The sequence below is a fragment of the Comamonas sp. w2-DMI genome (genome assembly GCF_040187735.1).
Lineage (GTDB): Bacteria > Pseudomonadota > Gammaproteobacteria > Burkholderiales > Burkholderiaceae_C > Comamonas > Comamonas terrae.
This window is the reverse complement of the sequence record NZ_JBANEL010000002.1, coordinates 353,072-379,911: the sequence shown is the minus strand read 5'-3', so window position 1 is coordinate 379,911 and position 26,840 is coordinate 353,072. Positions and strand designations below refer to the sequence as shown.

Genomic DNA, 26,840 nt, shown 5'->3' with positions numbered 1-26,840 from the left:
TCTCCAATCCTGACCAGCGCGGGGAATACGCCTCCGAGAAGATGGCCGCCCTGACACTGCGCGAGCTGGAGCGCTGGCTCACATTGGCGGTCGGCACCTATCACGGCTCCGTGCACAACGGCCTGCTCCAACCGCCGGCCGCGCGCTGGGCCGAAGCTATCACGCGGACCGGCGTGCCAACCGTCATCACTCGCGCTACGGCTTTTCTGGTCGATTTTCTGCCCATCATCCGCCGCACGCTGACCCGCACCGGCTTCGTCATCGACCACATCCACTACTACGCCGATGCGCTCAAGCCGTGGATAGCTCGGCGGGACCGCTTGCCTGCGTTCCTGATCCGGCGCGACCCGCGCGACATCAGCCGCATATGGGTGCTGGAACCAGAGGGGCAGCACTACCTGGAAATTCCCTACCGTACCTTGTCGCACCCGGCTGTCACCCTCTGGGAACAACGACAGGCGCTGGCGAAATTGCGGCAGCAAGGGCGCGAACAGGTGGATGAGTCGGCGTTGTTCCGCATGATCGGCCAGATGCGCGAAATCGTTACCACCGCGCAGAAGGCTACGCGCAAGGCGCGGCGCGACGCGGATCGACGCCAGCATCTCAAGGCAACGGCAACGCCTGTCAAAACCACGCCACCACCGGGCGCTGACATGGATGGGCAGCAGGCAGACAACCAGCCGCCGGCCAAACCGTTCGACCAGATTGAGGAGTGGTAGCCGTGGAAGAATATCCCATCATCGACTTGTCCCACCTGCTGCCGGCGGCCCAGGGCTTGGCCCGTCTCCCGGCGGACGAACGCATCCATCGCCTTCGCGCCGACCGCTGGATCGGCTATCCGCGAGCAGTCGAGGCGCTGAACCGGCTGGAAATCCTGTATACGTGGCCAAACAAGCAACGCATGCCCAACCTGCTGCTGGTCGGCCCGACCAACAACGGCAAGTCGATGATCGTCGAGAAGTTCCGGCGCACGCATCCGGCCAGAGCCGACGCCGACCAGGAGCACATTCCGGTACTGGTCGTGCAGATGCCATCCGAACCGTCGGTAATCCGCTTCTACGTCGCGCTGCTCGCGGCGATGGGTGCGCCATTGCGACCGCGCCCACGGCTGCCAGAAATGGAACAACTGGCGCTGGCACTGCTGCGCAAGGTCGGCGTGCGCATGCTGGTGATCGACGAGTTGCACAACGTCCTGGCCGGTAACAGCGTCAATCGCCGGGAATTCCTCAATCTCCTGCGCTTCCTCGGCAATGAACTGCGCATCCCACTGGTCGGGGTCGGCACGCGCGACGCCTACCTGGCCATCCGCTCCGATGACCAGTTGGAAAATCGCTTCGAGCCGATGATGCTGCCGGTATGGGAGGCCAATCACGATTGCTGCTCACTGCTGGCCAGTTTCGCCGCTTCGCTTCCACTGCGGCGACCCTCGTCGATTGCCACGCTGGACATGGCCCGCTACCTGCTCACACGCAGCGAGGGCACCATCGGCGAACTGGCGCACTTGCTGATGGCGGCGGCCATCGTCGCCGTGGAGAGCGGCGAGGAAGCGATCAACCATCGCACGCTGAGCATGGCCGATTACACCGGTCCCAGCGAGCGGCGGCGGCAATTCGAGCGGGAACTGATGTGAAGCCAGCGCCACGCTGGCCACTGCATCCGGCCCCCAGAGAAGGCGAAGCCTTGTCTTCGTGGCTCAACCGCGTGGCCCTTTGCTATCACATGGAGGTGTCCGAGCTGCTGGAGCACGATCTTGGTCACGCTCAGGTTGATGACCTGGATACCGCGCCACCACTGGCGCTGTTGGCGATGCTCTCCCAGCGGAGCGGCATCGAGCCGGACCGGCTGCGTTGCATGAGTTTCGCCGGCTGGGTGCCTTGGCTACTGGACAGCCTTGATGATCAGATTCCAGACGCATTGGAAACCTATGCGTTCCAGCTCTCGGTGCTGCTGCCGAAACTCCGCCGTAGGACGCGATCCATCACGAGCTGGCGTGCCTGGCTGCCCAGCCAGCCGATACATCGCGCCTGTCCTCTCTGTCTGAACGACCCGGCAAACCAAGCCGTACTGCTTGCATGGAAGCTGCCCCTGATGCTGAGCTGCCCGCTGCATGGCTGCTGGCTGGAATCCTATTGGGGCGTGCCTGGGCGGTTTCTCGGCTGGGAGAACGCCGACACTGCGTCGCGCACCGCCAGCGACGCGATTGCAGTGATGGACCGGCGTACCTGGCAGGCACTGACGACCGGCCATGTGGAACTGCCGTGCCGACGCATCCACGCTGGATTGTGGTTTCGACTGCTACGCACGCTGCTCGATGAGCTGAACACCCCGCTTTCGGCGTGCGGAACCTACGCGGGGTATCTCCGCCAAGTCTGGCAAGGCTGCGGGCATCCGCTGCGTGCTGGGCAAAGTCTGTGGCGACCGTATGAAACCCTGAACCCGGCAATACGGTTGCAGATGCTGGAGGCGGCGGCAACGGCAATCAGCTTGATCGAGGTGAGGGATATCAGCCCGCCAGGCGAGCATGCAAAGCTGTTCTGGTCCGAGCTCCAAACCGGGTTCACCAGTGGTCTGCCGGCGAAACCGCCGAAGCCCGAACCCGTCAATCATTGGCAACGGGCGGTCCAAGCTATCAGTGAGGCGATCATTGAAGCCCGGCACGACCCCGAGACGGCACGCTCGCTGTTCGCGTTGGCTTCCTATGGTCGGCGCGATCCCGCTTCCCTGGAACAGTTGCGCGCCACCTTTGCAAAGGAAGGCATTCCCCCGGAATTTCTGTCACATTACGAGGCTGATGGACCCTTTGCATGTCTTAGACAGAATGACGGGTTAAGTGACAAATTTTGACGACCAGAACTTTCCGGTGCACACTGTCACATAATCGAACGTATATGTGACAGGTGAAACATGCTGATTGGCTACATGCGGGTATCGAAGGCGGATGGCTCCCAAGCCACCGACTTGCAGCGCGACGCGCTGATTGCTAACGGCGTCGATCCGGCCCATCTCTATGAGGATCAGGCGTCCGGCAAGCGCGAGGACCGACCCGGCCTGGTGTCTTGCCTGAAAGCGCTGCGGCCCGGCGACACGCTGGTGGTGTGGAAACTGGATCGCCTCGGGCGCGACCTGCGCCACCTGATCAACACCGTGCACGACATGACCGGCCGTGGCATCGGTCTGAAAGTGTTGACTGGGCACGGCGCAGCCATTGACACCACGACGGCCGCCGGCAAGTTGGTCTTTGGCATCTTCGCCGCGTTGGCCGAGTTCGAGCGCGAACTGATTGCCGAGCGCACGATTGCAGGATTGGCTTCGGCGAGGGCGCGCGGTAGAAAGGGCGGCCGGCCCTTCAAGATGACTGCCGCCAAGTTGCGGCTGGCGATGGCCGCTATGGGGCAGCCCGAAACCAAGGTCGGCGATCTATGTCAGGAACTGGGCATCACACGGCAGACCTTGTATCGGCACATTTCGCCGAAGGGCGAGTTGCGCCTTGATGGCGAGAAACTGCTCAGTCAAGTTTGATGGCAGGACAGCGGTTACTGTAGACGAATCGTGACGACTGGTTGAGTCAGTATGTGCTACCTGTTATCACTTGAACGCCAATAACAGAACGCCTCCGGCGACCATCGAAATGCCGGACCACTCCCTCAGTGACGGGCGTTCGCCCAAAAAGGCGAAAGCAAATACCGCCACCAGGACAAGACTGAGTTTATCCACTGGCGCAACCTTGGATGCATCGCCAATCTTGAGTGCGCGGAAGTAGCAGACCCACGATGCCCCTGTTGCCAAGCCGGACAGCCCGAGGAAAAGCCATGTCTTGGGTGATAACTCCAAGGGGTTGGCCCATTTCCCCGTGTACGCAACAAACGCCGACAGGACGACGATGATGATGGCCGTGCGGATCAAGGTGGCCAGATCGGAATCAACTCCCTGAATGCCAACCTTGGCAAAAATAGCCGTCAGTGCTGCAAAGATAGCGGACAGCAAAGCCCAATAAAACCACCCCGCCGAATTAATCATTTAGCCTGCCTCCGCGTTTCTCAAACCCCTACCGCATGGGAGCGATAACGGCAACATTTAAGCCAGTTTGCTTCTCTTGGTCTGAGAAGTCGAGGCGGATTTCAGCACCGATGCGATTGGCAATCGTCTGGACAATGGATAGTCCCAGACCCGAGCCGATCTGCTCGCTCCCCAGCGTGCGGTAGAAGGGATCAAACACTCGATCCCGTTCAGCCAACGGAATGCCAGGCCCACTGTCCTGAATACGTAGTACGACCTTCCCTTCCGAAACACCCACAGAAAGATCAACACGCCCTCCCTCTGGCGTGTAGCGGATGGCGTTATCGACCAGGTTCTTGACCACAGCGATCATGTCCAGCTCGCTTGCCCACACTTCGGCGTCCAGCGTGCCTTCGACACCAATGTCGATGTGCTTGGCCTCGGCCAGCGGCATCAGGTCTTCCAGCACGCGGCGGTAGATGCTCTGGACAGATACAGGCGACTTCGGCAGGTCGGTGGCCGACTGCGCCTTGGCCAAGGTCAAGAGTTGATCGAGCAGGCTGCGGCCGCGCTCGATCCCTTGGCGCAAAACCGTCAGCCGTTCGCGCGCCACGCTGGACATTTCCGCTTCCGCGAGCCGTTCTGCTTGCAGCGACATGGCTGTCAGCGGCGAACGTAGCTCGTGCGCGGCATCCGCGACAAAGCGGCGCTGAGATTCCATCGACTGGCCGACACGAGCGAGCAGGCGATTGATCGCCACGGCAAACGGACGTACCTCGACCGGAAGGTGGCGGTCTTCGACGGGATGCAGTTCCTGCTCTGCCCGCTGGTCTATTTCCTTGGACAGCGCCGCGATGGGCTGGAACATCTTGCGCACCAGGTCAGCAACGATCAACAGCAGCACCGGCACGAGAATCAAGAAAGGCATCACCGTGCGCAGTGCCCCGTCGCGGGCAATTTCATTGCGGAAGCCGGACTCCTGAGCCACAGCAATGCGTTCGCCGCTCGCTGTGGTCTTGACCAGCACGCGAAACGTCTCGCCACCAACTTCCAGCGTGTGCAATCCATCTGCCAAGGTCGCCGGGAGCGGGAGCACGCCTCCTGCGTCCACGCCTACCGTAGAGGGACTGACCTCACCCAAGCGCTGGACGATCACGCGCGACTCTTCATCGACATCCTTGAGACGGATATCGGTGGTTGGCACGGCAGGCAACAAGCGCTGACGATCCATGAGCTGCGCCACCTGGCGCAATACATCGTCCTGTAGTTCGTGGGCTTCATCGAAGGCGGACAGGAACGAGAAGACGCCCGCCACAACGGCCACCACGAGGATGGCCAGCGACAAGGTGAAGGACAGCTTGAGCTGCACCGATTCGTTCAAGCGCCTTTTGAGACCATCCATCCGACCCCCCTGACGTTCTTGATGACCTCGCCACCGAGCTTGCGCCGCAGTGCGTGGATCAGATATTCGACGGCATTGCTTTCGACCTCTTCCCCCCAGCCATAGATGCGATCCTCCAGTTCGCTGCGCGAAAGGATGGCACCAGGCCGAACCAGCAAGGCTTGCAGTAGCGAGAACTCGCGGTTGGACAGTTGCACTTGGGGGCCATCATTGGCACAAGCCTCTTTGGTGGCCGGGTCGAGCGTCACCACGCCGTTGCTGAGCACTGGTGCTGCCGTGCCACCTTTGCGCCTCAGGACGGCGCGCATCCGGGCCAGTAGTTCCGCCATCTGAAAGGGCTTGGACACGTAGTCGTCGGCCCCGCCATCCAGGCCGCGCAGACGGTCATCCAGACCATCGCGAGCCGTGATGATGAGCAGGGGAATCGGGTTGTCCTTGGCTCGGATGCTGGCCAGCACCTCCAGCCCATCCTTGCCGGGCAGACCGAGGTCGAGTAGCACCAGGTCGTAGTGCTGGCAGCCCAGCGTGGTGAGCGCCGTCTGCCCATCCTTCACCCAGTCGGCGGCGTAGGACGCATCCTTCAATGCGCCCTGGATCGCGTCACCGATCATGGGATCGTCTTCGACCAGCAATACCCGCACTCACCCTCCCTTCAATTGTTGTTCAATGCGCCGTCCTGGCGGCTCGCTGCCTGAACAGCAGGATTGCCACCACTATGAAGGTGAGCAGCGCGGCCGACGCTGAATAGCGGCTCAGCGCCAAGCCGCCCGCGCTCACCGGCTTGTCCAGAAAATCGCCGACCACGGCACCTAGCGGACGCGTCAGGATGAACGCCGCCCAGAACAGCAGCGTGCGGGACACGCTCGTCCAGTAGTAGGCTGCCACGACCAGCGCGAGCAGCCCGCCGAACACGACGGCCGCACCCGTGTATCCCAGGCCCGCCGTATCAGCCGTCCAGTCGCCCAGCGCGGTGCCCAGCGTCTGGGAGAACATAATCGTCAACCAGTAAAAGGCTTCCGCCTTGGGCGAGCTGACCGTGCTTACCGACACGGAGCCAAGGGTGCGATGCCAGACGAAGAGAGAGCCAAGCAGCAAGGCCAGCAGCAAGCTCGAACCGCCAGCGTACCCGATTCCGAGCGATCGGTCCGCGAAATCGGCCAGCGTCGTGCCGACCGTGGTTGTCGCGATGATGGTCGTCCAGTACAGGAAGGGGTGGAAGTCCTTGGCCTTGACCTGCGCGACCACGGCAGCCAGGAAGATCGCCGCGAAGATGGCTGTACCGACCAGGTAGCCCAGGTTCATGGACATCGAAACCGCATCACCGCCAGTTTCACCGAGCGTCGTGGCGGCAATCTTGATGAGCCAGAAGCCCAGCGTAACTTCGGGCACCTTGGCCAAAGCGTGTTCAGTGGATGTTTTCATGGGGCGCGCTCACTTTCCTTCGAGCGTGTTAAAGGTTTTCAGCAGGGCATCCATCGCAGCCTTGCAGTCAGCCTGGCTTGGCGTGTCTGCGCGAAGCGCCGCAAGCGACTTGTCGATGGCCTTGTCGAGCAGATGCCAGTCATCTGCCGCGCGCGGTTTGAGTCCGGCTTCGGCCGAGTCCCATGCGACTTCCAAGTCCTTGATGCGTGACTTGGCAGCAGGCAGATCGCCCTTGTCAACAGTGGCGGCGACATCGGTGGCGATGCTGCGGAAGGCCGACAGGTCGCCCAGCTTGGAGGCAGTTTTGCCTTGCGAGGCCGAGACAGTCTGGGCCGGTGTAGTTGATGCTGTGCTTGCGTTGTTCTGATCGGCAGATTTGGAACAACCAGCCGCGAGGGCCAAGAGCACGGCGGCCGAAATGGCGGCAACAGGGCGAGCGATTGAGTGCTTTATGAGCATGTTTTTCTCCTTGTGTAGAGCGAAGATGGTTATTCGACGAGCTGGGCCGAGCGGCGTCCATTCATGCCGATCTGCGCGACGGCCACCAGCATGACGATCACCGTGAGGAACAAGGCGCTTGTCCACATGGCACCCATGCCAAGGCCGCCATAGGTCTTGGCCTGAGTCAGCAAGTCGCCGAGTGCGGCCCCGAAGGGGCGGGTCAATATGTAGGCGATCCAGAAGGTCAGAACGGCGTTGCCGCCCATGCGCCAGGCGGTATAGGTGATGCCAATCAGCACACCGAACGCCACCGCGCCCCAGGTAAAGCCCAAGCCCAATGCCTCGGTCGCCAAATCGCCAGCAGCCGTGCCCAGCGCGAACGTGCAGAGGATGGCAGCCCAATAGAACAGCTCCCGGCTGCGCGTCACAATGTCGTGAATGGACAGGGTGCGCTCGATCCGATACCAGACGAAGAAGATCGCGGCGAGCGCAACGGCGAACGCCGAGGTGCTGATGTACAGGCTGACGCCAAGGCCATCGGTCAGCAGATCGGTGATCTGGGTGCCGACCACGCTGACCAGTACCACCGTCAGCCAGTAAATCCAAGGGGTATAGCGTCGGGTGCGCAACTGCATGAACAAGGCGGCCGCCAACAGGGCAGCCATGACGGTTCGAGTCACGCCTTGCCCCCACCCTGCGTTGACCGCCAGGAAATCGGCTCCCGTCTCGCCCACCGTGGTGGACATGATCTTGATGATCCAGAACGACAGCGCGACTTCCGGGACTTTATTGAGCCAGCCAGTGGTGCTGCTCGTGGGCAATTTGTTCATGGTGTTCTCCTGCCGGGGGTGAAATGGTTTGCCAGCAGTTTGAACATGCTGACTTAGCCCGCCCATAGGCTCACTCGCGCACCCATCCAAGCGCGATCAACCCGCTGAAAAGCCGCCGATGGATTCCGGTGGAAAGTTGATAACTTGGCAATAGATACCAGTGTGCTTCACGTAACGTCAGCCAGGCACAGATTGCAGCAACGGCGATGGCCCCGAGCATGTCGAATGGGAAGTGCACTCCAAGGTAGATGCGCGCCCAGGCAATGGGAACGCCCAGCAAAGCCAAAGTCACGCCTGCAATTCGTGGGCCTCGTTGCAGCGCGAGGCTGAAGGCAACCGCCCACCACAGCGTCAGGTGATCGCTTGGGAAAGACGAATCGGCAACATGAGGGATGAGGGTGTGACCCAGGCCGATCATGAAAGGTCGAGGATGCAACCAAGCCAGGCCGATGATCTGGTTGATGAGCAGGCCCAGCAATCCCGATGCGCTAGCAACGAGCATCGTCTTGCGGGTAGGCTCGCCGCCGCGAAGCCAGCCGATGCCGATCAGGAGTGGAACCGCCCAGATGAGCTGTTCGGCAAAGAAGGTGGCCAACGTCAGAGCCAAAGCACTGGGATGCTCCGGTGCGTTGAGCCAGAGAAAAAATGTATGGTTGAGTGATTCCATGAGGTCTCCGGGCCGGATCGCCTCCGAGGGAAACGATCCGGCCATACTGTCGGGAGTCAGTCCCGCTTGTCGTGGTCATCATCGTGATCCGCCTTGTCCTCGGCAGACGAGATGACCGTGCCCTTGTCGGCATCGACCCGGACATCGAAGACCTTGGCCCCGCTGACGACTTCCACGTCGTAGACCCAGCCTTGCTTCGAGTTCTCGTACTCGGCGCGTGACGCCTTGCCATTGGCGTGCTGCTCGGCGACGGTGACCGCCTGAGTGAGGGGAATCTTGGCCTTGCTGATTGCCAGTGCGTCGTTTTCCATACCGCCATTGGCGGCGTAGGCGACCGCGCCGGTTGCAGCGATGGCGACGGCCAGAAGGGAAAGTTTGGTATAGCGGTACATGATGCTTCTCCAGAAGAGTGCAGGGATTTGCACAGTGGAGAAGGTACGCAGGCAGACTTAGCTCGCACTGAGCCGGGAAGTTTTCGCTCTCGCCGATGTAGTGTTATCGACTCCTGACAATTGGTGCAGTCGTCTTCTGAAAATGACACCTGATGTCAGATGTTGAGCACAAACAACGTCAGAGTAGAGTGTGAATTTATATTTATTGACACATTCAGCCAAGGGTAATAGATTTCATCCTGACATTTTTACCTTTGGAGGCATCTTGCAAGGTCAACGTATCGGCTACGTCCGCGTCAGCAGCTTCGACCAGAATCCTGATCGACAACTGGAACAAATAGAAGTCGGCAAGGTATTCACCGATAAGGCTTCAGGCAAGGACACACAACGTCCCGAACTTGAAAGGCTGCTGGCCTTCGTCCGCGAGGGCGACACCGTGGTGGTGCATAGCATGGACAGGTTGGCACGCAACCTTGATGACCTGCGCCGCATCGTCCAAGGGCTGACACAACGGGGCGTGCGCATGGAGTTCGTCAAAGAAGGGCTGACGTTCACCGGCGAGGACTCACCGATGGCCAATCTGATGCTGTCGGTCATGGGAGCCTTTGCTGAGTTCGAGCGCGCCCTGATCCGCGAACGTCAGCGCGAGGGAATCGTGCTGGCCAAGCAGCGCGGTGCCTACCGGGGACGAAAGAAATCGCTGAACAGCGAACAAATTGCCGAGTTGAAACGGCGAGTTGCGGCAGGCGACCAAAAAACCTTGGTGGCCCGTGACTTCGGCATCAGCCGCGAAACCTTGTACCAGTACCTGCGGGAAGACTGACCATGCCACGCCGCTCAATCCTGTCCGCCACCGAGCGCGAAAGTCTGCTGGCACTGCCAGATGCCAAAGACGAACTGATACGGCACTACACGTTCAACGAAACCGACCTGTCGGTGATCCGTCAGCGTCGCGGCGCCGCGAATCGATTGGGCTTCGCCGTGCAGCTTTGCTACTTGCGATTCCCTGGCATCTTCTTGGGCGTCGATGAACCTCCATTTCCGCCCCTGCTGCGCATGGTGGCCGCACAACTCAAGGTGCCGGTGGAAAGCTGGAACGATTACGGCCAGCGCGAGCAGACACGGCGGGAGCACTTGGTCGAGCTGCAAACGGTGTTTGGATTCAAGCCCTTCACCATGAGTCACTACCGGCAAGCAGTGCATACATTGACCGAACTGGCCTTGTAAACAGACAAAGGCATTGTGCTGGCCAGCACCCTTGTTGAAAACCTGCGGCGGCAGAGCATCATCCTACCCGCCATGAATGCCATCGAGCGCGCAAGCGCCGAGGCCATTACCCGTGCCAACCGGAGCATCCATGCGGCATTGGCCGATTCCTTGATACCTGTCCATCGCCAGCGCCTGGACGAACTGCTCAAGCGCAAGGATGGTAGCAAAATGACGTGGCTAGCGTGGCTGCGCCAATCGCCCGCCAAGCCGAACTCGCGCCACATGCTTGAACACATCGAACGCCTCAAAGCCTGGCAGGCGCTTGACTTACCTGCTGGCATCGAACGGCAGGTACACCAAAACCGCTTGCTCAAGATCGCCCGCGAGGGCGGCCAGATGACGCCCGCCGACCTGGCCAAGTTCGAGTCGCAGCGGCGTTACGCCACCTTGGTAGCACTGGCCATCGAGGGCATGGCCACCGTCACTGATGAAATCATCGACCTTCACGACCGCATCATCGGCAAGCTGTTCAATGCGGCCAAGAACAAGCATCAACAGCAGTTCCAGGCTTCCGGCAAGGCGATCAACGACAAGGTGCGGATGTATGGGCGCATCGGTCAGGCGCTGATTGAAGCCAAACAAAGCGGCGGCGATCCGTTCGCCGCCATCGAAGCGGTCATGCCGTGGGACACCTTCGCCGCCAGCGTCACCGAGGCGCAAACGCTGGCGCGGCCTGCCGATTTTGATTTCCTGCACCATATCGGCGAGAGTTACGCCACGCTGCGCCGCTATGCGCCGCAGTTCCTGGACGTGCTCAAACTGCGCGCCGCGCCCACCGCCAAGGGTGTGCTCGATGCCATCGACGTGCTGCGCGGCATGAACAGCGACAGCGCGCGCAAGGTGCCCGCCGATGCGCCAACCGCATTCATCAAGCCGCGCTGGGCAAAGCTGGTTCTGACCGACGAGGGTATTGACCGGCGTTACTACGAGTTATGCGCCCTGTCGGAGCTGAAGAACGCACTGCGCTCTGGTGATGTTTGGGTGCAGGGTTCGCGCCAGTTCAAGGACTTCGACGAATACCTGGTGCCGATCGAGAAGTTCGCCACCCTGAAGCTGGCCAGCGAATTGCCACTGGCCGTGGCCACCGACTGCGACCAATATCTGCATGACCGACTGGAATTATTGGAGGCGCAACTCGCCACAGTCAACCGCATGGCGGCGACCAACGACTTACCGGATGCCATCATCACCACTGCATCGGGCCTGAAGATCACGCCGCTGGACGCAGCGGTGCCAGACGCCGCGCAAGCCTTGATTGACCAGTCGGCGATGTTGCTGCCGCACCTCAAGATCACCGAGTTGCTGATGGAGGTCGATGAATGGACGGGCTTCACGCGCCACTTCACACACCTGAAGACCGGCGACACGGCCAAGGACAAAACCTTGCTGATGACGACGATTCTGGCTGATGGTATCAATCTTGGGCTCACCAAGATGGCCGAGTCCTGCCCTGGCACCACCTACGCCAAGCTGTCTTGGCTGCAAGCCTGGCACGTTCGCGACGAAACCTATTCGACGGCGCTGGCCGAGCTGGTGAACGCACAGTTTCGACAACCCTTCGCCGGAAACTGGGGCGACGGCACCACGTCATCGTCGGACGGCCAGAACTTCCGAACCGGCAGCAAGGCAGAGAGCACCGGGCATATCAATCCGAAGTATGGAAGTAGCCCTGGGCGGACGTTCTATACCCATATCTCCGACCAATACGCGCCCTTCAGCGCCAAGGTGGTCAACGTCGGCTTGCGCGACTCGACCTATGTGCTCGATGGCCTGCTGTACCACGAGTCTGACTTGCGTATCGAGGATACACTACACCGACACGGCGGGCTTCACCGATCATGTGTTCGGCCTGATGCACTTTCTGGGATTCCGGTTCGCGCCGCGCATCCGCGACCTGGGCGACACCAAGCTGTTCATTCCCAAGGGCGATACTGCCTACGATGCACTCAAGCCGATGATTAGCAGCGACAGGCTGAACATCAAGGCTATTCGCGCTCATTGGGATGAAATCCTACGGCTGGCCACTTCGATCAAGCAGGGCACGGTGACGTGCCTCGCTGATGCTGCGCAAGCTCGGCAGCTATCCGCGCCAAAACGGCTTGGCCGTCGCCCTGCGCGAGCTGGGGCGCATCGAGCGCACGCTGTTCATTCTGGATTGGCTGCAAAGCGTGGAGCTGCGCCGCCGCGTCCATGCGGGGCTGAATAAGGGCGAGGCGCGCAACGCGCTGGCCAGGGCGGTCTTCTTCTACCGATTGGGTGAAATCCGCGACCGCAGTTTTGAGCAGCAGCGCTACCGGGCCAGCGGCCTCAATCTGGTGACGGCGGCCATCGTGTTGTGGAACACGGTCTATCTGGAGCGTGCCACCAGTGCTTTGCGTGCCCACGGCAAGGCGCTGGACGACACGTTGCTGCAATATCTGTCACCGCTGGGGTGGGAGCATATCAACCTGACCGGCGATTACCTATGGCGCAGCAGTGCCAAGGTCGGTGCGGGGAAGTTCAGGCCATTGCGACCGCTGCCACCGGCTTAGCGTGCTTTATTTTCCGTTTTCTGAGACGACCTCTAGCAGGTCAGAACGCCAATGTCTTCACGCCGGGCTTGAGCAGATGGGCTGCCACATCTGCAGGTTTGGCTGCCGTGACACCCGCCAGCAGGTCCGTCGGCTGCTTGCCGGTGTTGGGCAGGTACAGCGCGCAGACTTCCACCTTCGCGCCACCTTTGATAATCCCTTGCAGCATTTGCTGCGGCGTGACGTTGCGGGGCTTGAGGGTTGGCTGAGCTTTGCCGTCTTGGCTGCTCAAGGCGATGTCGCCGGCCGCGTCACAGAGCAACACCCGTACCGATGCTTTCTGTTCGAGGGCCTGACCTGCCAGCACCAGGCCGGCTCCCTGGGCCATGGGACTTGATGAATGGATCGACACAAAGAGTTCCTCGGCTTGGGCGGCTGTGGCCGCGCAGGCGAGCGCGAGGGCGAGTGCGATGGACTTTTTCATAGGAAGGCTCCTTGGTTGGAAGAAACACGCACGGGCACCCCGTCAAGGCGGGGCAATGCCCAGGCTGCGGCGCAGCGATGCCGCGTCGGGCAGGTATTCGATGGTTTGGACACGCTGTTGCTCCAGCGCAATCAGCGTGACCTCCTTAGGCTTTCGGGGCAGATGACTCGTGATTTCGGAGTTCTGGACCAAGCCGACTTGGAAGGGCAAATCACGCATCTTGGGAAGCGCAAACATTCGGGTCACCATCGCAGGCATGGCACTGATGTCCGCGATATAGACGAGCCGACGCTCAGCGAAAATGGATGGGTGCGGACGCAACGCACCGCTCACGATGTCGCTGGCCGTCTTGTCGGCCGCAAAAACGACAAAACGAGTGGACGCCTCGATGCTCACTTGGCGCTCGTGCTTGTCCACAACGCTCAGGGCTGGCAAGAGACTTCCCGGAGCCAAGGGCGCTGCCAATAGTGGGGTGGAGGCGCCTCCAACGACCACTGCGAGCAGGATCAGCGAGATCCGCCGGCGGGCGATACCTCTGTTGGCCTTCGCCAGCGGTCTGTGTGCATAGGGGATGGTTTGGGGATTCATCGGTACTGCCTGAGATAGTTCCACTCGAAGCCACGCTTGGCCCAATGGAATAAACGGGTCGAAGGCAGCAGTACATTGCGCTGCGGGGTGCGCCACACCAGAGTTCCATGATCGATCGCATCCACGATGCAGATCAGCTCGACACGGAACGTCTCGCTCGATGGGCGGCCGTCCAGGTCGGCAATCAGATTGGCTGCCGCGGCCTTCGCCTGCAGGTCCGCCATGTGGGCCTGCTTGGGCATCCAGTCCGGGCCAGGGAAGCTGCCCGAGTCGCCGACCACGACCACGCGCTCGAAGCCAGGCACCCGGCAATGCGCATCGGCCTGCACCAGGCCGCCTGGGGACCGAGGGAGCGTCGTTGCATCAAACCAGGTGTTGCCGGTCATGCCGGGCATGAAGAGGATCAGGTCCGCTGCGAACGATCCGCCTTCCGTCACAACCTGGTCAGCCTCGAACCGCACCAGCTTGTGGCCCAGGTGGGTCCGGATGCCTCGCCGTTCCATTTCTCGGAGCAGGTGCTTCACCGTCTTCATGCCGAGACGGTTGCCGGGCTCGGAGGACGGGTTGAAGAAAACGAGATCGAAGTGCTGGCGCCGGCCCTCCCGTTTGAGCTGCTCATCGATGCCGAACAGGAACTCGAACATCGGGCCGCCGCGCACCGCACTGGGCTCATTCGGATTTCCCGCGAAGCCGACGGCGATCGTGCCGCCGGTCATTTCGCGCAGTCGATCGCGGATGCGTTCTGCCGCTGAGATGCCTTCGCAGGGTGTGATGGCATGCTCGATGCCGGGCAGCTTCTTGATGAAGCGCCCGCCGGTGGCGAGAACCAGGCCGTCGTTGACGACATCGCCGGTGCTCGTCTGCACGGTGCGGCCGTTATCGGCGAGGCCCGTGACTTCGGCCGGGACAAAGCGCACGCGCTGGCGCTGCAGAAAGCCGTCCAACGGCACGATCAGATCCTCACGGCGGCGCAAGCCGCTCGGGATCCAGATGATGCCTGGAAGGTAGTGCAGTTCCGGGCGCGGTGCGACCAGCGTGATCTGCGCCGCGGGATCACGGCGCCGCAGTTCGCGGATCGTCGACAGGCCGGCAAAGCCCGCACCCAGGACCACAATGTGTCGGGGATTCTGCGCGGTCGTCATGGCAGTGCGTTCGAGGCGTCCCCTGCAAGATCAGCAGGCACCGGGGGCAACGCGGTGAACCTCGCGCCGGACAGGGATATGGATTGCGACACGGTTGGATTCCCTCTCAGGCCGACTCGTCGCCGATGACGATACGTGCGTCGCTCAGAAAACGGTGTGGCGGGATTTCTAGATTGGTGGGTGCCGGCTTGTTCTTGAACACCCGACCGGCGAGGTCGAAGGTCGAGCCGTGGCAGGGGCAGAAGAACCCCCCTTGCCAGTCTTCGCCAACGCTCGGGTTGGAAGTGCCCGCAGCCACCGCGCTGGGAGAACACCCGAGATGGGTGCAGATCCCGATGGCAACGAATAGGTCTTGTCGCTCGGAGCGGCCGGGATTGCGCAGGGCTTCCGGCAAGGCATCCTTGCTGGAGTTGGGGTCGGCGAGCTTGTCGTCCTGCCCGCTGAGTGCGGCGATCATTTCCGGCGTGCGTCGCATGATCCATACGGGCTTGCCCCGCCATTCGACCGTCTTCAATCCGCCGGGCGGGATGTCCGCCAGGTCGACTTCGACCGCCGCGCCCGCTGCTCTTGCCCGTTCACTGGGCGCGAAACTAGAGACGAAGGGGATGGCGGTCGCCGCGGCCGCAACACCGCCGGCCGCAGTCGTGGCGATCAGCCATGCGCGGCGCTCAGGATCCATGGCGCTGGAAGGAGGAAGGGCAAGGTCGCTCATGTCGGGCTCCTGGTGCGCGGCTGACGATGCAACTGCATAGGGGCTGAGGGCTGGTCCGGTGGCCGGTGCGCCAAAGCGCTTGCGCGGCACAGGCTGAACCGGACACCGGACACCGGCCGCAGGCTGGACGGCGGTTCGACGCGAGAGCGCAGATGACGCGCCCAGCCTCCTCCGGCAGCCCAGATCCCACGGCGCGGGGCTGCGGCCTTTCGGTCGCAGCGGCGGACTTAAAGGCTCTTCGTCGAGAAGTACCAGTCCGTGGTCTTGTAGCCTTCGCCCATACGCTGCTTGATGGCGTCGGGACTCTTGGGTGGGGGAACGATCACATCGCATCCCGGCGTCCACCCCTCGGGGGTCGCCACCTGGTTGGCGTCGCTCGTTTGCATGGCCGTGAGCAGGCGCACGAACTCGTCGATCGAGCGGCCGTTGCTCATGGGGTAATACACCATGGCGCGCAGGATGCCGTTCGGATCGATGAAGAACGTCGCGCGCACGGCCTGCGTGTCGGCTGCGCCCGGGTGCACCATTCCATAGGCACGGGCCACGTCCATCTTGATGTCCTCGATGATCGGGAAGCTGATCTCGACGCCGAACTTGTCCTGGATGTTCTGCGTCCAGGCCAGGTGCGAGTACAGGCTGTCGATGGACAGGCCGATCAGTTCGCAGTTCATGCCGCGGAACGTGTCGGCGGCCTTCTGGAAGCCGATGAACTCGGTGGTGCAGACCGGCGTGAAGTCAGCCGGGTGCGAGAACAGGATCAACCACTTGCCCTTGTAGTCCGCCAGGCTGCGCTCGCCGTGGGTGGTCTTGGCCTTGAAGTCCGGGGCAGGTTCGTTGAGACGGGGGAAGGCGACAGGTGCGATGTCTTGCATGATGACCTCTTCAGTTGAAGGTTGTGTGTCAAAGTGACCATCATATATTAGTTGATTCTAAATTAGAAGATATTGAAATAAAAGTATTGAAGTCATTGTTGTCGCCTATCAAGGAGCAACGATGTAGCGGGCAGACAGCCAGGAGTGCACACCAAGCCTGGGGGCGCAGGACCGAGTAGGGGCGGCAGCACGGCCGGCCAAGCGCCGAGGAGACCTCGGCATGTTGACGTGCGGTGACAAGCAGGATGAAACCTGTCTAGGCCTGGGCTGCGGCAGTCTCCTCCGTTCACCCGCGCGGGCGGTCTGCGATCGATGGCGGCAGACCCAGCTCAGTGCGCTTTGGTTCGCCTGTGTGGGGCTCCGGCGAAGGCGGCCTGCGCCTTCGCCTTGCGCTCGAACTGCCTGGCGATGTTGCCGCAGACCAGGTCGCACAAGGAATAAACGGACTTGTCCGCGATGCTGTAGATGGCGCTGTTTCCGCGGCTTTCGCGTGCCACCAGACCGTGCTGGGTCAGCAGCGTCAAGTGCCGCGAGATGTTGGCCGAGCTGTAGCCACACAACTGGGCGAGTTCGCCCACGCTGCGCTCCTGCTTGCGCAGCAGGTTGAGGATCTGCAGCCGCGTTGGCTCGGACAGCGCCTGGAAGTACGCCGCCACCTGTTCCAGCGCCTCGTCGGGAAGGTCTTCCATATGTGTTGAGCATGCCAAGGATAGATGGGTAGACATGATGCCTCGGATCTTGATGATCTGCTTGTCTGTGAGCATCATGGTACTTGACTATTTAGCTATGTGCGCAAATAATGACTGAAATTTCTTCGCACTCGACAGCGCTCCTAACAGAAAGTGCCCTCCATGCGCCACACCAGCTACACCCTTTGCATCGCGGCTTTCGCCTTGATGGCGAGCCTGACTGCCTCCGCCCAGACGCCGCCCCAGCCGTTGAAGGCTACCGCGGCAGTGGCCACTGCGGGCACGACGACTTCGGCCTTCGATGGCGTCGTCGAAGCTGTTCGCCAGACGGTGATCGCGGCGCAGGTGCCCGGTGCGGTCATCCAGTTGGATGTCAAAGTAGGCGATCGTGTGAAAGCGGGCCAGGTGCTGCTGCGCATCGACGCCCGGGCGGCTGAGCAGAATGCCGCCGCCAGCGATGCCCAGGTGCAGGCAGCACGGTCATCCCTGGATCTGGCGACGAAGGACTTTGAGCGTCAGCAGCGGCTGTTCCAGAAGAACTACATCAGCCAGGCGGCCATGGAGCGCGCCGAGTCGGCTTACAAGTCGGCCCAAGCCCAGGCCAATGCGCTGCTCGCGCAGGCCAGTGCGTCGCGCACGCAGAGCGGCTACCACGTCGTGCGCGCACCCTTCGCGGGTGTGGTGTCCGAAGTGCCGGTATCCCTGGGCGACATGGCCATGCCTGGCCGGCCTCTGCTCACCCTGTATGACCCGACGGCTCTGCGCGTCACGGCGGCTGTGCCGCAGTCGGTGACGGCGCGCATGCCGGCCGATCCGAAGCTGCGCATCGAACTGCCCGGCCTGTCGGCGGCGAGTGCATGGGTGGTCCCTGGAAAGGTCCAACTGCTGCCCACCGTCGATGCAGCGACGCACACTGTGCAGTTGCGTGCCGAACTGCCTGGTGGCGTGGGCGCTACCGTCGCGCCCGGCATGTTCGCGCGGCTGTGGCTGCCGCTGGCACGCAGCGATGCCCCCGGTACAGCGCCAGGCGCTCTCCTGTCCGTGCCCGTGGAAGCCATCGTGCGTCGCGCCGAACTCACCGGCTTGTATGTACTGAATCCGCAAGGCAAACCCGTACTGCGCCAAGTCCGCCTCGGGCGGGCCACCGATGGCCGCGTCGAGATCCTGTCCGGACTGATGCCCGGTGAGCAGGTCGTGACCGATCCGCAATCCGCCGCGCGCGTGCGTTGAGGCCGGTCATGACGAAAACACGATCCACCACTACCGGCGCGCCTGCCATGGGCGTTTCGGGCCGCATCGCCGCCTTTTTCCAGCGGGCACAGATTACGCCACTGCTGGCACTGCTCGCGCTGTTGCTCGGCCTGTTCGCCGTGGGCGTGACCCCACGCGAAGAGGAGCCGCAGATCAACGTCACGATGGCGAATGTGCTGATCCCCTTCCCGGGGGCTGCGGTGCGCGACGTGGAACAGATGGTGGCCGTGCCGGCAGAGCAGGTGCTGAGCCAGATCCTGGACGTCGAGCATGTGATGTCGGTGTCCCGTCCTGGTCTGGCCGTGCTGACCGTCCAGTTCAAGGTCGGCGTGACCCGCACCGAGGCGCTGGTGCGGCTGTACGACACGGTGAATTCGAACGCCGACTGGCTGCCCAAGGGGCTTGGTGTGCTCGAACCGATCATCAAGCCCAAGGGCATCGATGATGTGCCAATCGTTACGTTGACGCTGTTCAGCGAGAACGCGCAGACCGGCGCATTCGACCTGGAGCGTGTCGCGCACAGTGTCGAGGCGGACCTCAAGCGTGTGCCCGGCACCCGCGAAGTGACCACGATCGGTGGCCCGGGCCGAGCGGTGATGGTGCAAATCGACCCGGTGCGCATGAGCGGCGTCGGCGTCACGGTGCCGGAGGTGCGGCAGGCGCTGCTGTCGGCCAATCTGGGGCTTCCGGTGGGTGAGCTGATCGCAGGCAACCGTTCGGTGGCCATCGAGTCCGGGCCTTTCCTGCGCCACGCCCACGAGGTAGCCGATCTGGTGGTCGGCGTGCGGGCCGGCAAGCCGGTCTTTCTGCGGGAGGTGGCACAGGTTCGTGACGGTCCGCTTCCACCCAGCCGCTATGTCTGGCATGGCGTTGCCGGCAAGGACGGCGCCGCGTCGGTCGAGCATCCGGCGGTCACGATCGCGGTGACGAAGAAGGCGGGTGAGAACGCCATCGACGTGGCCAACGCCGTGATGAAGCGGGTGGAAGGTCTGCGCAACACCATCATCCCCGGCGATGTCCAGGTGGCGGAAACGCGCAACTACGGCGCCTCCGCCAACGACAAGGCGCAGACCCTGATGAAGAAGCTGCTGTTCGCCACCGCGTCGGTGGTGGTGCTGGTTTTCTTCGCGCTCGGCCGGCGCGAGGCGGCCATCGTCGGCAGCGCGGTGGTGCTGACGCTGACGGTGACCTTGTTCGCATCCTGGGCCTGGGGCTTCACGCTCAACCGCGTGTCGCTGTTCGCGCTGATCTTCTCGATCGGCATCCTGGTGGACGACGCCATCGTCGTGGTCGAGAACATCCATCGGCACCAGCAGCTCTACCCCGGCAAGTCGCTGGCGGCGATCATCCCGGGTGCGGTGGACGAAGTGGGAGGGCCGACCATCCTGGCGACGCTGACCGTGATCGCCGCGTTGCTGCCCATGGCCTTCGTGACTGGCTTGATGGGCCCGTACATGAGCCCGATCCCGATCAATGCCAGCATGGGCATGCTGTTGTCCCTGGCCATCGCCTTCGTCGTCACGCCCTGGCTGGCTCGGCTGTGGATGAAGGCGGTACCGGCTGCTGCGCATGGCGACGGCGGGCCGCACACGGCGACCCACTCCGGCCTGGCCGCGAAGATCGCGCCGGTCTTTGAGCGGATCTTCCGCCCACTGCTGGACGAGCGGCGTGGCTCGCGCAACCGCAGCCTGCTGGGCCTGGGGGTCGCGCTGCTGATCGCTGCATCGCTGGCGCTGCCGGCCACCGGCTTGGTGCTGCTGAAGATGCTGCCCTTCGACAACAAGTCGGAGTTCCAGGTCATCGTCGACATGCCGGCCGGCACGCCGGTCGAGCAGACGGCCGCGGTGCTGCACGAACTGGGTGGCTATCTGGCGACGGTTCCCGAGGTCACCGATTACCAGGCCTATGCCGGTACGGCCGCGCCGATCAACTTCAACGGCCTGGTGCGCCAATACTATTTGCGCGCTGGCGGCAACGTCGGCGACCTGCAGGTCAATCTGGTCGACAGGACGGCACGCAAGGACCAGAGCCATGCCATCGCGACACGCGTGCGGCCCGAACTGCAGAAAATCGGGGAGCGCTTCGGCGCCAACGTCAAGGTGGTCGAGGTGCCGCCGGGCCCGCCGGTGCTCTCTCCCATCGTGGCGGAGATCTATGGCCCGGATGCGGCCGGTCGGCATCAGGTCGCCAAGGCCGTGCGCGCCGTGTTCGAGCGCACGCCCGGCGTGGTGGACGTGGACGACAGCAGCATCGCTGCGGCACCGAAGACGATGCTGCTGGTGGACAGGCAGAAGGCCTCCATGCTCGGCGTGCCGCAGCAGGCCATCGTCACCACGCTGCGCGCCGGACTGGCCGGCGAGGCCACGGCCTTTCTGCATGACGAGACCAAGTACCCGGCCGCCGCGGTGCTGCAATTGCCGCCCGAGCAGCACGGCGACCCGAACGCCCTGCTGCAGCTCACGGTACGCAGCGCCGATGGGAAGCCGGTGCCTATCCGTGAACTCGTCACCCTGAGCGACCAGGTGAGCGAGCAGCCGATCTATCACAAGGATCTGTTGCCGGTGAACTTCGTCGTGGCCGACATGGCCGGCGCGCTCGACAGCCCGCTCTACGGCATGTTCCAGATGCGTGGGGAACTCACCAAGATCGCCACGCCCGGCGGTGGGACGCTGCAGGAGTATTTCATCCGCCAGCCTGATGACGCTTACCGCGACTACGCGCTGAAGTGGGATGGCGAGTGGCAGGTGACCTACGAAACATTCCGCGACATGGGCCTGGCCTATGGCGTTGGCCTCGTGCTGATCTACCTGCTGGTGGTGGCGCAGTTCGGGTCCTACCTAACACCGTTGATCATCATGGCGCCGATCCCCTTGACCATCATCGGCGTGATGCCAGGCCACGCCGTGCTGGGCGCGCAGTACACCGCCACCAGCATGATTGGAATGATCGCGCTCGCCGGCATCATCGTGCGCAACTCCATCCTGCTGGTGGACTTCATCAACCTGCAGGTGCGCGAAGGCGTGGAGTTCAAGCAGGCCATCGTGCGCTCCGCCATCACGCGCGCGCAGCCCATCGTGCTGACCGGGCTGGCTGCCATGTTGGGCGCCTTCTTCATCCTCGACGACCCGATCTTCAACGGCCTGGCGATCTCGCTGATCTTCGGCATTTTCGTCTCAACCGTGCTGACGCTGGTCGTAATTCCGATCCTCTACTTCATCGCGTACCGGAACCGGCTGGACGCGATCGTGGGCCGCGAAGAGCCCGATGAAACCGTCACGTCGACCCCCGCAACCCTGTCCACTCAAGGAGAAACTCCATGACTTCCTGGCAACTCGTTCGCGTCATCGCAGGCACCTTCATCCTGCTGTCACTGGCCCTGGGCATCCCTGGCAGCCCGATCTTCGTCAATCAATGGTGGCTGGCCTTCACCGCCTTCGTCGGGGTGAACCTGCTGCAAAGCGGGCTGACCAAGTGGTGCCTGATGGAAGCCATTCTGCGCAAGCTCGGCATGCGCCAGGGAGCCTGATCATGCATGTCGGCTGCCCCGCCTGCGGGACGATCAATCGCGTCCCCGACGAACGCCCGTCCGGCGAGCCGGTCTGTGGTCGTTGCGGCGCTGAACTGATGGCGGCCACGCCCGCATCGCTGAGCGATGCGACCTTCGAGCGCTACATCACGCGCACCGATCCGCCGGTGTTGGTGGACTTCTGGGCGAGCTGGTGCGGCCCCTGCAAGATGATGGCACCGCATTTCGACGATGCGGCTGCGAAGCTCCCCGATGTGCGTTTCGCCAAGCTCGACATCGATGCCAATCCGCAGGCCGTGGCGGCCAGCGCCATTCGCAGCGTCCCAACGCTCATCCTGTATCGCGCCGGCAAGGAGCTAGCGCGCCACTCGGGGGCGATGGTCGCAGGCGACCTGGTGCGCTGGGTCCGCAAATACCTCACGCAGAAGGGATGAAGTCCATGAAGAAGCGCATGTCAAAGGCTTTGAGGATCTCGTTGCTGGCTGCGCCCCTGTATTGCCAGACGCAAGTGGCGATGGCCGCAGGGCTCATGGAGGCTTGGCAAGCGGCGACGCAGAACGACAAGGAATACGCTGTCGCCCGCGCGGCCCATGCAGCAGCCCAGCCGCGCCGTGACCAGGCCGCGGCGCTGTGGAGACCGACCGTCGGCGTGGTTGGTTCAGTAGGGGTAGCCACGAACGAGTCCGAAACGCGAGGTGCGCAGTTCAGCGCCCCTGGGTTCGGACAATCCAGTGGCGTAGGCTTCAGCACCTCCGTGACCAACGGCACCGCCTCGCGCTGGGCTATAGCAGCGACGCAGCCGCTCTACAACCCGAAGCGGCGCGCCGAACAACAGCAGCTTTCCACCTCAGCCGACCTGGCAGATCTTCAATGGCGGGTAGCAGGACAGACGCTGATGCTCCGCACGGTGGAGCGCTATCTTGATCTGGCCCTTGCCGAGGAAGCCGTGCGCGTACATCGGCAGCAACTCGATGCCGTCGAGAAGGCGGCGGTCGAAGCGCAGGACCGCTTCAAGCTTGGGGATGCCCCCATTACCGATACCCATGAGGCAGGTGCACGCCTCGCGGCACTGCGCGCACAGGTACTGGCGGCCGAGAGCGACGTGCTGGTCAAGCGCAATCTGCTGGCGAACACCACAGGATTGTCTCTCGGTGCTCTGGCGGCCCGCCTTCCTGGCCGCGGCGCAGGACAGACATCACCGCTACAGCCGATGGATTTCTGGCTGAATGAGGCGCAGTCGGGCAATCCAGAAATTCGTACCCAACTGCTGGCGGCCGATGTCGCAAGGCAAGAGGCGACGAAGTACGGCCGGAGTTCGTCCGCCACCGTCGATCTAGTTGCCCAGGTGGGACGTGATCGACTGAGCGGCAGTGGCGATTTCGGGTCGGCCAGCAACACGGGCACGAACCGGATGATCGGCATCCAGTTCTCGATGCCGCTTTTCACCGGCGGATACCGCAGCGCCAAGGAAGAAGAGGCGCTGCGACTGGCGGAAAAGGCCGCAGCCGAGGTAGAGCGCACGCGAGAGCAAGTCGCGCAGCAGGTGCGCTTGGCCTGGCTGGGGCTGAGCGTTGGCGCCGAACGTGTCAGGGCGCTGGAACAGGCGCTCAGTGCCAGCCTGGCAAGGCTCGACGCCACGCGCCTGGGACGCGAGGTCGGCCAGCGCACCACGCTGGACCTTCTCAATGCCGAAAACGAATCCGCCACATCCAGCCTTGCGCTTGCGCAAGCTCGCATCGGTCTGTTGATGGACCGGCTGCGACTGGCCGCGCTGATCGGCCGCCTGGATGAGGCTGCTTTGCAAGTAGCCGATGGCGAACTTGCTGCGTCACCTTTGAACTGACACTGGAAATTGAACGCATGAGTTGGTTAGCGAAGATTGTTGGGGCTTCTTGTTCCCGTTTTGGTCGATCGGCGGGTAAATCGGCCGCCGAAATGCTGTCGGCCGGCGCCGTCTTGGTTGACGTCCGCTCCGCCGGGGAGTTCGCTGCAGGGCACATCGAAGGAGCGCTGTGGCTACCGCTTGACCGTATCCACTTAGACATTGCGACCGCTGTGCCCACTCGGACCCAGCCTTTGATCCTGTATTGCCGCTCGGGCGCGCGCTCCCAACGTGCCTGCAAAATCGTTGAGCAGATGGGATATAGCCATGCGATCAACGGAGGCGGGGTGGGCGCACTTTCGAAGTTGTTGAACCGGCCGGTCGTTGGTGGGCAGTGACGCTGTTCATTCACGAACGGGTAGGCTGACGAGAGGAGCCAGGTATCGAGCTTTGGTAGGAGGCGACCAAGAGAACAGTAGCGGGCATCGATTTGAATCCGGCGGGTCGGATCGGCCGAACCAGAACAAGACGAACAAGGAGCACGCAATGGAACTGAGATTGCTGCGCTACTTCGTGGCAGTGGCCGAGGAACTGCACCTGGCGCGCGCAGCCGATCGGCTGGGCATCGATCAGTCGCCACTGTCGCGCGCGATGCGCGATCTCGAACAAGGGCTGGGTGTGGCGCTATTCGACCGCAGTAGCCGGCAGACGCGCCTGACCTGGGCCGGCCAAGTGCTGCTGGTGGAGTGCCGGCGCGTTCTCGCTACGCTGGACCAGGCGATCCAGGCTACCAAGGGCGCCGCGCAGGGGTACCAGAGCTACCTTCGCATCGCGATCTGCGACAGCCTGGCCCAGCCCAGGATCGCCGCGTTGCTCGCTCGCAACCGCGAGGAAGAGCCGGAACTGGAAATTCGCATCTTCGAGCTTCCGTTATCGCAGCAGCTCAAGGGCCTGCACACCGATCTACTGGACGTGGGCTTCGCGTTGTCGGGTTCGGTCAATGGCGGCCTAGTGGCCGAACCGGTGTGGACCGATCCACTTTCGGTGATCGTGTCGGCGCGCCACCCGCTGTTGGTCCACAAGGAGGTCAAGCTCGCCGACGCGCTGAAGTTTCCGGTGGTGTTGTGCCACCCGGACGCAGCCTCGGGCTGCCACGACCAGATCCAGGCGGTGCTCGATGGTGCGGCGCTGCCGCTGAAGGTGGTCGATCATGTCACCAGCTTGGGCGTGATGCTCACGCTGGTTGGGGCAGGATACGGGATCGGCTTTGCGATTGCCTCGCAGGTGGAGGCGCTGAACCGGCCGGACATTGCGACACGGCCGCTAGCGGGCACGCCACCGATGCTCTCGACCTACCTGGTGCGCCGTGGGGGCGAGCCCTCCGAGCCGTTGAAGCGGTTCATCAGTCGAGTGAAACGCTTGAACGCCCCGACACCTGACGAGGGCGGGGCCTGAGCGATCCTTGTCGGCTGTTGTTGGTCGCGGGCAGACACCGATGGACGCCGCGCGTTGACTAGCGTGCGCCGCTGGTACAATATGTGGTCATTTCCTGTGGAGCTAACAGGAAAAACCCGTTATTAATCAATGGGTTGGTTGATTGGACTTGTTCCCATCGCCCGCTCCAGATTGCTGGATCCAGAGCAAGGCCGGCCAGGCCTCTTCGTCGTTTCCATGTGGTCCCGGATGGAGCTTCGGCGCACCGCAGGCGACGGATCCTGCCATTTCAAGTGTCCTGCGCGTCTTCTGTCCGGCTTTCCGGGAGGATGTCGGCATGCCTCTTTCCGATCACGGAGCGTGAAGCGTTTTTCGCTTGGGCCCAGGTCAGGCGCACATCGGTCTTGCTGGCCGAGCGATAGACAAAGCTGCGGTCCAGCAGTCCGCCCTGACTGGGCAGTACGGGCCTGCGCATGCCCGTCAGCAGAGGGCGCTCCCTGAAGTTTTCAGCCATACAGGGCAATCACTTGAAGCCATGTCCAGGCGAAAAGCAATGACACGCCTGCCACGGCCAGCCAGGTAGTGGCCAGCACCAGCCCGCAGAGGAGGGGATGACCATTGCGGGCAGGATTCACGGCATCACCCGCACGCTGATGGCCCGTGCATCGGGATAGCGGTACATGGCGTCAAGCACGGCCATGGCACTGGAACGGAACAGGCCTGTGTATCGCAGGCAGCCTATGGTGACGAGGCAGGTTTTCATGGCTATTTGCTCCTTGGTGATGGCACCAGATGCTTGATGCATAAGCGCCGACGCATGCTTCGATCGTTTGGTTCTCCATCAGGAAAAAGAGCGGGGCACCCGGCTTGAGGTCTATCGGTGGCGGCATCCAGGCTGCCTCGATCCACACCCGGTTCTGGCTGAGCCACGCTCTGTGCTGATGGGCCTGGTCTGTGCCAGGCGGGATATTGATACTGTTATTTTATACAGTATTTTCCTGAGGCGGCAAGCTGTCCGTTGCAGCCGGCCGTTGCTGTGTCCAGCCGGTACATCGGTTTACAGCCTGTTAACCCATGGTGCCTAGACTGAAGCTGCATATGAGAAGGGATTGCCATGAAACAGCTTCTGTTCCTGGCTGCAGCCGTGCTGTCGCTGGCAGGCTGCATCGCGTCGCCCCCCGACCACAGGCATGGAGGGCAAGATCAGGGAGAAAAGGACCAGGGCGGCGAATACAGCCGCAAACCGAGCCCTGACATGCGCTCGGGCGATGGTTTCGGTCCGGATGGGCAGTGGGACTCGCGCAACTGCATACCTGATCGCGGCTGCTGACGCCGTCAGAGGCGGCAACTCGAGTGGCTATTGCGTAGCGGTGTCGCCAGCGTGGCTGGCT

Annotated in this window: 29 protein-coding genes and 1 pseudogene; 14 read left to right on the top strand and 16 right to left on the bottom strand. The window is 62.6% G+C overall.

Features of this window, described 5'->3' with window-relative positions:
* The 4 genes from V8Z74_RS04460 to V8Z74_RS04445 all read left to right on the top strand — a co-directional run.
* Positions 1 to 719: Mu transposase C-terminal domain-containing protein (locus V8Z74_RS04460; RefSeq protein ID WP_349708161.1), on the top strand; the 719-nt coding region annotated here is incomplete at its 5' end.
* A 2-nt stretch (positions 720 to 721) separates the two neighbouring features.
* Positions 722 to 1,630 (top strand): TniB family NTP-binding protein, encoded by a 909-nt coding sequence (locus V8Z74_RS04455; protein ID WP_009687862.1) that lies wholly within the window; start codon positions 722 to 724, stop codon positions 1,628 to 1,630.
* Positions 1,627 to 2,844, top strand: a complete 1,218-nt coding sequence (locus V8Z74_RS04450; RefSeq protein ID WP_011517528.1) for a TniQ family protein — start codon at positions 1,627 to 1,629, stop codon at positions 2,842 to 2,844. The genes V8Z74_RS04455 and V8Z74_RS04450 overlap by 4 nt, the downstream gene beginning before the upstream one ends.
* A 60-nt stretch (positions 2,845 to 2,904) precedes the next feature.
* Positions 2,905 to 3,519, top strand: coding sequence for a recombinase family protein (locus tag V8Z74_RS04445; RefSeq protein WP_011875630.1), 615 nt, complete (start codon positions 2,905 to 2,907; stop codon positions 3,517 to 3,519).
* Between the two features lie 66 nt (positions 3,520 to 3,585).
* Here the strand turns inward: V8Z74_RS04445 and V8Z74_RS04440 are convergent, their stop codons facing one another.
* From V8Z74_RS04440 to V8Z74_RS04405, 8 genes are all read right to left on the bottom strand, one after another.
* Entirely contained in the window at positions 3,586 to 4,017 is a 432-nt protein-coding gene (locus tag V8Z74_RS04440) for an EamA family transporter (RefSeq protein WP_021161961.1), read from the bottom strand.
* 28 nt (positions 4,018 to 4,045) lie between these two features.
* On the bottom strand, positions 4,046 to 5,398 hold the full coding sequence (locus V8Z74_RS04435; protein WP_011875627.1) for a sensor histidine kinase: 1,353 nt from the start codon (positions 5,396 to 5,398) through the stop codon (positions 4,046 to 4,048).
* A complete protein-coding gene (locus tag V8Z74_RS04430) occupies positions 5,374 to 6,039 on the bottom strand; it encodes a response regulator transcription factor (RefSeq protein ID WP_011875626.1) in 666 nt (221 codons plus the stop codon). Before V8Z74_RS04430 ends, V8Z74_RS04435 begins: the two co-directional genes overlap by 25 nt.
* Positions 6,040 to 6,061: 22 nt before the next feature.
* Entirely contained in the window at positions 6,062 to 6,820 is a 759-nt protein-coding gene (locus V8Z74_RS04425; protein ID WP_011875625.1) for a COG4705 family protein, read from the bottom strand.
* A gap of 9 nt (positions 6,821 to 6,829) precedes the next feature.
* Positions 6,830 to 7,279: a hypothetical protein gene (locus V8Z74_RS04420; RefSeq protein WP_011875624.1), complete on the bottom strand. Its 450-nt coding sequence runs from the start codon at positions 7,277 to 7,279 to the stop codon at positions 6,830 to 6,832.
* 29 nt (positions 7,280 to 7,308) lie between these two features.
* Positions 7,309 to 8,091, bottom strand: coding sequence for a COG4705 family protein (locus V8Z74_RS04415; RefSeq protein ID WP_005797951.1), 783 nt, complete (start codon positions 8,089 to 8,091; stop codon positions 7,309 to 7,311).
* Between the two features lie 70 nt (positions 8,092 to 8,161).
* Positions 8,162 to 8,758 (bottom strand): undecaprenyl-diphosphatase, encoded by a 597-nt coding sequence (locus V8Z74_RS04410; protein WP_011517526.1) that lies wholly within the window; start codon positions 8,756 to 8,758, stop codon positions 8,162 to 8,164.
* Between the two features lie 56 nt (positions 8,759 to 8,814).
* Positions 8,815 to 9,150: a PepSY domain-containing protein gene (locus tag V8Z74_RS04405; RefSeq protein WP_005797945.1), complete on the bottom strand. Its 336-nt coding sequence runs from the start codon at positions 9,148 to 9,150 to the stop codon at positions 8,815 to 8,817.
* Positions 9,151 to 9,415: 265 nt separating this feature from the next.
* Between V8Z74_RS04405 and V8Z74_RS04400 the strand changes: the two genes are divergently transcribed.
* Together V8Z74_RS04400 and V8Z74_RS04395 are read left to right on the top strand one after the other, a co-directional pair.
* Complete coding sequence (locus tag V8Z74_RS04400) at positions 9,416 to 9,973, top strand: recombinase family protein (RefSeq protein ID WP_001162010.1); 558 nt, start codon at positions 9,416 to 9,418, stop codon at positions 9,971 to 9,973.
* A gap of 2 nt (positions 9,974 to 9,975) precedes the next feature.
* Positions 9,976 to 12,950: pseudogene (locus V8Z74_RS04395) on the top strand (Tn3 family transposase).
* Between the two features lie 40 nt (positions 12,951 to 12,990).
* Here the strand turns inward: V8Z74_RS04395 and V8Z74_RS04390 are convergent.
* The 6 genes from V8Z74_RS04390 to V8Z74_RS04365 all read right to left on the bottom strand — a co-directional run bounded on the left by V8Z74_RS04390 (position 12,991) and on the right by V8Z74_RS04365 (position 17,416).
* Complete coding sequence (locus V8Z74_RS04390) at positions 12,991 to 13,413, bottom strand: DsrE family protein (protein ID WP_020226651.1); 423 nt, start codon at positions 13,411 to 13,413, stop codon at positions 12,991 to 12,993.
* A 42-nt stretch (positions 13,414 to 13,455) separates the two neighbouring features.
* On the bottom strand, positions 13,456 to 14,001 hold the full coding sequence (locus V8Z74_RS04385) for a hypothetical protein (protein WP_020226652.1): 546 nt from the start codon (positions 13,999 to 14,001) through the stop codon (positions 13,456 to 13,458).
* Positions 13,998 to 15,143, bottom strand: a complete 1,146-nt coding sequence (locus V8Z74_RS04380; RefSeq protein WP_024000745.1) for an NAD(P)/FAD-dependent oxidoreductase — start codon at positions 15,141 to 15,143, stop codon at positions 13,998 to 14,000. Before V8Z74_RS04380 ends, V8Z74_RS04385 begins: the two co-directional genes overlap by 4 nt.
* Positions 15,144 to 15,249: 106 nt before the next feature.
* On the bottom strand, positions 15,250 to 15,855 hold the full coding sequence (gene petA / locus V8Z74_RS04375; protein WP_020226654.1) for a ubiquinol-cytochrome c reductase iron-sulfur subunit: 606 nt from the start codon (positions 15,853 to 15,855) through the stop codon (positions 15,250 to 15,252).
* Between the two features lie 227 nt (positions 15,856 to 16,082).
* The gene (locus tag V8Z74_RS04370) at positions 16,083 to 16,727 is read right to left on the bottom strand and encodes a peroxiredoxin (protein WP_349708158.1); all 645 of its coding nucleotides are present in this window, start codon (positions 16,725 to 16,727) and stop codon (positions 16,083 to 16,085) included.
* 329 nt (positions 16,728 to 17,056) lie between these two features.
* Positions 17,057 to 17,416, bottom strand: a complete 360-nt coding sequence (locus V8Z74_RS04365) for an ArsR/SmtB family transcription factor (protein WP_020226656.1) — start codon at positions 17,414 to 17,416, stop codon at positions 17,057 to 17,059.
* 162 nt (positions 17,417 to 17,578) lie between these two features.
* Between V8Z74_RS04365 and V8Z74_RS04360 the strand changes: the two genes are divergently transcribed.
* From V8Z74_RS04360 to V8Z74_RS04330, 7 genes are all read left to right on the top strand, one after another.
* Positions 17,579 to 18,646, top strand: a complete 1,068-nt coding sequence (locus tag V8Z74_RS04360; protein WP_020226657.1) for an efflux RND transporter periplasmic adaptor subunit — start codon at positions 17,579 to 17,581, stop codon at positions 18,644 to 18,646.
* Between the two features lie 8 nt (positions 18,647 to 18,654).
* Positions 18,655 to 21,987 carry an efflux RND transporter permease subunit gene (locus V8Z74_RS04355; RefSeq protein ID WP_349708157.1) on the top strand — a complete coding sequence of 1,111 codons (3,333 nt, stop codon included), beginning with the start codon at positions 18,655 to 18,657 and terminating at the stop codon, positions 21,985 to 21,987.
* The gene (locus V8Z74_RS04350; protein WP_020226659.1) at positions 21,984 to 22,193 is read left to right on the top strand and encodes a YgaP family membrane protein; all 210 of its coding nucleotides are present in this window, start codon (positions 21,984 to 21,986) and stop codon (positions 22,191 to 22,193) included. Before V8Z74_RS04355 ends, V8Z74_RS04350 begins: the two co-directional genes overlap by 4 nt.
* A 2-nt stretch (positions 22,194 to 22,195) precedes the next feature.
* Complete coding sequence (gene trxA / locus V8Z74_RS04345; protein ID WP_024000747.1) at positions 22,196 to 22,627, top strand: thioredoxin; 432 nt, start codon at positions 22,196 to 22,198, stop codon at positions 22,625 to 22,627.
* Entirely contained in the window at positions 22,624 to 24,036 is a 1,413-nt protein-coding gene (locus tag V8Z74_RS04340; RefSeq protein WP_082176296.1) for a TolC family protein, read from the top strand. The genes trxA and V8Z74_RS04340 overlap by 4 nt, the downstream gene beginning before the upstream one ends.
* A gap of 17 nt (positions 24,037 to 24,053) precedes the next feature.
* Positions 24,054 to 24,413: a rhodanese-like domain-containing protein gene (locus V8Z74_RS04335; RefSeq protein WP_349708155.1), complete on the top strand. Its 360-nt coding sequence runs from the start codon at positions 24,054 to 24,056 to the stop codon at positions 24,411 to 24,413.
* A 148-nt stretch (positions 24,414 to 24,561) separates the two neighbouring features.
* Positions 24,562 to 25,470: a LysR family transcriptional regulator gene (locus tag V8Z74_RS04330; RefSeq protein WP_020226663.1), complete on the top strand. Its 909-nt coding sequence runs from the start codon at positions 24,562 to 24,564 to the stop codon at positions 25,468 to 25,470.
* A gap of 268 nt (positions 25,471 to 25,738) precedes the next feature.
* On the opposite strand, the gene V8Z74_RS04325 is transcribed toward V8Z74_RS04330, so the two are convergent.
* On the bottom strand, positions 25,739 to 25,963 hold the full coding sequence (locus V8Z74_RS04325; protein WP_349708154.1) for a hypothetical protein: 225 nt from the start codon (positions 25,961 to 25,963) through the stop codon (positions 25,739 to 25,741).
* 117 nt (positions 25,964 to 26,080) lie between these two features.
* Positions 26,081 to 26,212 carry a hypothetical protein gene (locus V8Z74_RS04320; protein ID WP_281178779.1) on the bottom strand — a complete coding sequence of 44 codons (132 nt, stop codon included), beginning with the start codon at positions 26,210 to 26,212 and terminating at the stop codon, positions 26,081 to 26,083.
* Between the two features lie 351 nt (positions 26,213 to 26,563).
* Here V8Z74_RS04320 and V8Z74_RS04315 point away from each other — a divergent pair, with 351 nt between their 5' ends.
* A complete protein-coding gene (locus tag V8Z74_RS04315) occupies positions 26,564 to 26,779 on the top strand; it encodes a hypothetical protein (protein WP_349708152.1) in 216 nt (71 codons plus the stop codon).
* Positions 26,780 to 26,840: the final 61 nt, after the last annotated feature.

Excerpts from the sequence above, each read along its gene's own strand:
- V8Z74_RS04445 (WP_011875630.1), top strand. The coding sequence starts at position 2,905 with ATGCTGATTGGCTACATGCGGGTATCGAAGGCGGATGGCTCCCAAGCC.
- V8Z74_RS04440 (WP_021161961.1), bottom strand. The coding sequence starts at position 4,017 with ATGATTAATTCGGCGGGGTGGTTTTATTGGGCTTTGCTGTCCGCTATC.
- V8Z74_RS04435 (WP_011875627.1), bottom strand. The coding sequence starts at position 5,398 with ATGGATGGTCTCAAAAGGCGCTTGAACGAATCGGTGCAGCTCAAGCTG.
- V8Z74_RS04425 (WP_011875625.1), bottom strand. The coding sequence starts at position 6,820 with ATGAAAACATCCACTGAACACGCTTTGGCCAAGGTGCCCGAAGTTACG.
- V8Z74_RS04420 (WP_011875624.1), bottom strand. The coding sequence starts at position 7,279 with ATGCTCATAAAGCACTCAATCGCTCGCCCTGTTGCCGCCATTTCGGCC.
- V8Z74_RS04415 (WP_005797951.1), bottom strand. The coding sequence starts at position 8,091 with ATGAACAAATTGCCCACGAGCAGCACCACTGGCTGGCTCAATAAAGTC.
- V8Z74_RS04410 (WP_011517526.1), bottom strand. The coding sequence starts at position 8,758 with ATGGAATCACTCAACCATACATTTTTTCTCTGGCTCAACGCACCGGAG.
- V8Z74_RS04405 (WP_005797945.1), bottom strand. The coding sequence starts at position 9,150 with ATGTACCGCTATACCAAACTTTCCCTTCTGGCCGTCGCCATCGCTGCA.
- V8Z74_RS04390 (WP_020226651.1), bottom strand. The coding sequence starts at position 13,413 with ATGAAAAAGTCCATCGCACTCGCCCTCGCGCTCGCCTGCGCGGCCACA.
- V8Z74_RS04385 (WP_020226652.1), bottom strand. The coding sequence starts at position 14,001 with ATGAATCCCCAAACCATCCCCTATGCACACAGACCGCTGGCGAAGGCC.
- V8Z74_RS04380 (WP_024000745.1), bottom strand. The coding sequence starts at position 15,143 with ATGACGACCGCGCAGAATCCCCGACACATTGTGGTCCTGGGTGCGGGC.
- petA (WP_020226654.1), bottom strand. The coding sequence starts at position 15,855 with ATGAGCGACCTTGCCCTTCCTCCTTCCAGCGCCATGGATCCTGAGCGC.
- V8Z74_RS04370 (WP_349708158.1), bottom strand. The coding sequence starts at position 16,727 with ATGCAAGACATCGCACCTGTCGCCTTCCCCCGTCTCAACGAACCTGCC.
- V8Z74_RS04365 (WP_020226656.1), bottom strand. The coding sequence starts at position 17,416 with ATGGAAGACCTTCCCGACGAGGCGCTGGAACAGGTGGCGGCGTACTTC.
- V8Z74_RS04360 (WP_020226657.1), top strand. The coding sequence starts at position 17,579 with ATGCGCCACACCAGCTACACCCTTTGCATCGCGGCTTTCGCCTTGATG.
- V8Z74_RS04355 (WP_349708157.1), top strand. The coding sequence starts at position 18,655 with ATGACGAAAACACGATCCACCACTACCGGCGCGCCTGCCATGGGCGTT.
- V8Z74_RS04350 (WP_020226659.1), top strand. The coding sequence starts at position 21,984 with ATGACTTCCTGGCAACTCGTTCGCGTCATCGCAGGCACCTTCATCCTG.
- trxA (WP_024000747.1), top strand. The coding sequence starts at position 22,196 with ATGCATGTCGGCTGCCCCGCCTGCGGGACGATCAATCGCGTCCCCGAC.
- V8Z74_RS04340 (WP_082176296.1), top strand. The coding sequence starts at position 22,624 with ATGAAGTCCATGAAGAAGCGCATGTCAAAGGCTTTGAGGATCTCGTTG.
- V8Z74_RS04335 (WP_349708155.1), top strand. The coding sequence starts at position 24,054 with ATGAGTTGGTTAGCGAAGATTGTTGGGGCTTCTTGTTCCCGTTTTGGT.
- V8Z74_RS04330 (WP_020226663.1), top strand. The coding sequence starts at position 24,562 with ATGGAACTGAGATTGCTGCGCTACTTCGTGGCAGTGGCCGAGGAACTG.
- V8Z74_RS04325 (WP_349708154.1), bottom strand. The coding sequence starts at position 25,963 with ATGGCTGAAAACTTCAGGGAGCGCCCTCTGCTGACGGGCATGCGCAGG.
- V8Z74_RS04320 (WP_281178779.1), bottom strand. The coding sequence starts at position 26,212 with ATGAAAACCTGCCTCGTCACCATAGGCTGCCTGCGATACACAGGCCTG.
- V8Z74_RS04315 (WP_349708152.1), top strand. The coding sequence starts at position 26,564 with ATGAAACAGCTTCTGTTCCTGGCTGCAGCCGTGCTGTCGCTGGCAGGC.